Origin of the sequence: Streptomyces prasinopilosus (assembly GCF_001419695.1) — a bacterium.
Lineage (GTDB): Bacteria > Actinomycetota > Actinomycetes > Streptomycetales > Streptomycetaceae > Streptomyces > Streptomyces prasinopilosus.
In genome coordinates this window covers 1-2,687 of the sequence record NZ_LIRG01000495.1, presented here as the reverse complement: position 1 = coordinate 2,687, position 2,687 = coordinate 1, and the positions used below count along the sequence as shown (strand labels likewise).

General features: G+C 77.7%; 2 protein-coding genes and 1 pseudogene. All 3 read right to left on the bottom strand.

Annotation, left to right across the window (positions count from 1 at the left end; translation table 11 throughout):
• Nucleotides 1-380 (bottom strand): annotated as a pseudogene (locus tag AOK18_RS20365) (ADP-ribosylglycohydrolase family protein); the annotation flags it as partial.
• A complete protein-coding gene (locus tag AOK18_RS20360) occupies nt 368-1,549 on the bottom strand; it encodes an ADP-ribosylglycohydrolase family protein (protein WP_055574163.1) in 1,182 nt (393 codons plus the stop codon). The gene AOK18_RS20360 and the pseudogene AOK18_RS20365, both read right to left, overlap by 13 nt.
• A gap of 7 nt (nt 1,550-1,556) precedes the next feature.
• Nucleotides 1,557-2,660, bottom strand: a complete 1,104-nt coding sequence (locus AOK18_RS20355) for an ADP-ribosylglycohydrolase family protein (protein ID WP_079105109.1) — start codon at nt 2,658-2,660, stop codon at nt 1,557-1,559.
• Nucleotides 2,661-2,687: the final 27 nt, after the last annotated feature.

The following is a 2,687-nucleotide window of genomic DNA, read 5'->3' as shown; positions in this document are numbered from 1 at the left end:
TCTTCGAGGGGGCCGGCGCCGGGGGGACCGTCCTGGGCAGGCCCGGCTCCGACGCGGCCGGGCGCCGCGGGAGCGGGCCCGGCGGGCGGGGGCCAGTGCGGGCAGAGGGCCTTGATGGCGCCGAGGTCCGTCGGTTCGTCGTCCGCCAGCCCCCCGGGCAGGTCGGCGAGCTCGTCCAGGAGGTCCCCGGCCAGCAGCCGCAGGTAGCGGGACGCCGGCCGCGGGGAGGCGCCCGCCCGGGGCGGGGCCTCGGAACCGCCCGCCGCGCGCCACCGGGCCGCGACGGCGGCGACGGCCGCGGGCGCCCGGCCGTCCTGGGCGGCCTGACGCAGCTCGTGCCCGATCAGGTCCTCGGGCTGGACCCAGGTCAGCCGGAGCATTCCGGGCCTCCCAGCTCGGCGAACGCCCTCTCGTGCGAGCGGCGCCGGGACACGTCGCGGGCGAAGACCTCGCGGGCCACCTCCGTCAGCGCGGCCGCGGGCTCCAGCAGGTCGAGACGGCTGGCCTCCGCCACCGTCTTCGCCCAGTCCTCGGGGACCGGCGAACCGAGGGCGCCCGTCACGGCACCGGCCATGGTGGCGATGGAGTCGCAGTCCCGGCCGTAGTTCACCGCGCCCAGCACCGCGTGCCGGAAGTCGCCGCCGGAGACCACCACCATGCCCAGCGCGACCGGGAGTTCCTCGATCGCGTGCAGCCGCGACGGACGGCGGGCACCCAGCGAGGGGGCACGGTAGTCGGGGCCCACGGTGTCGTACGGGGCCACCGCCTCCCGCAGCGGGCGCAGCGCGGACTCGAAGTCCGTGTGGCGGGACGCCGCTTCGCAGACCTCCTCGATCGCCGCCCGGGTGCCGTCCTTCGCCAGGGACAGGCAGGCGGCGACGACCGAGTCCGGTGTCGCCCCCGGCGCGCACGCCGCCGCCACGGCCGCGGCGAGGACGCCGGCCGCCTCCCGGCCGTACGACGACTGGTGGGCCCCCGCGACGTCCAGCGCCTCGGCGTAGGCGCCCGCCGGATGGGCGGCGTTGACCAGGCCGACCGGGGCCGTGTACATCGCGGCACCGCAGTTGACGATGTTGCCGACGCCCGCCTCGCGCGGGTCGACGTGGCCGTAGTGGATCCGGGCCACCAGCCACTTCTCCGCGAGGAAGACCCGCTGCAGCAGGAGCGCCTCCGCCTCCAGCTCCGGGATCCAGCGCGGGTGCGTCATCAGGTCCGGGACCAGGTGGTCGGCGACGGCGTGGGCGTCCAGGTGGTCCCGGACCCGCGCGTACACCCGCACCAGTGCGTGCGTCATGAGGGTGTCGTCGGTGACGTGGCCGTCGCCCTTGTGGTACGGGGCGATCGGCCGGGCGGTGCGCCAGTCGTCGCCGTTCCAGGGGCCGACGACGCCGTGGACGCGGCCGCCGTGGCGTTCGAGGATCTGCTCGGGGGAGTACCCCTCGACGGGGCCGCCGAGCGCGTCGCCGACGGCGGCCCCCACCAGGGCGCCGGTGATCCGCTCGTCGAGGGAGGCACCCCCGGCCCGCTTTTCGTGTTCTTTGAGCGTCATGCCCGAATCATCCTCCGTACGGAGGCGGTTGTGCGGCTTCCAGGAGCCCGGCGAGTTCCACCAGGTCGGTGCCGGTGAGCCGGGGGAGGGTGCAGCCGGACAGGACGCGGCAGCTCTCCCGCCAGGACGCCGGGATCGCCGCGCCGCCGCCGAGCGCGCCGGTCAGCGCGCCGACGAGGGCGGGGGCCGAGTCCGCGACCCGGGACAGGCAGGCCGCCGCGGGCACCGCCTCCACCATCCGGCCGCGCGCGGCGACGGCCAGCGCGAGGGCCACGGGGACGGTCTCGGCGGCGGCGACGCCGTAGCTGTAGACGTGGTCGACGATCTGGTGTTCCAGGGGTGGTACGAGGGCGAAGGCGCCCTCGGCGTCCGCGGCGAGCCGCAGCGCGTGCCGGGCGTTGCGGCCGATCTCCGTCTCCTCGGGCAGCTCGGCCACCGCGGCCGCCACGCACGCCCCGACGTCCGCGCCGGCCAGCGCGAGGGCGACGGCGGCGGCCATCGCGCGGGCGCCGTGCACCCCGTCGCCGTCCTGGGTGTAGCGGGCGTCGAACTCGGCGAGCGAGGCGGCGCCCCCGGGGTCGCCGGGGTGGGCCACGGCCAGGACGCAGGCCCGCACGCAGGCCGCGTCGTCGAAGTAGTGCGGGTTGTCGTGGCCGGTGGCGGGCGGGCGCAGACCGGTGGCGAGGTTGCCGAGCCCGGCCCGTACGGAGATGCGCGCCCGCAGGGGCAGGACCGCCGACTCGATCTCGGGCGCGCGTTCCGCGGCCGCGGCGACCTCGCCGGCCGCGGCGCTCCAGGTGAGATCGATGGCGGCCCGGGTGCGGCGTTCGCGGCTCAGGTCGCCGAGCGCGCCGTCGTCGCCGGCCCGCAGGACCGCCTCGGCGGCGAACACCGCCCACTCGGCGTCGTCGGAGGGGCCCAGGCGCAGGGGCTCCGGGGACTGGTTGAGGGCGATGGGCACGGGGAGGGTGGTGGTCGCGTTCTGCTCGGCGAAGGTGTCCAGTTCCCGGGTGAGGCGCCGGGTCCACTCGGGCATCCGGGCGGCGCGGTGGCGTGCCGCGGGCCAGCCGGCGGCGTCTCCGGCGGCGAGTCCGAGGAGGAGGCCCTCGATGCGGGGCGCCTGCGGCGGCGGGGCGAG

What these genes read in the sequence shown, in the direction of transcription:
- AOK18_RS20360 (WP_055574163.1), bottom strand. Translation starts at nt 1,549, where the DNA reads ATGACGCTCAAAGAACACGAAAAGCGGGCCGGGGGTGCCTCCCTCGAC.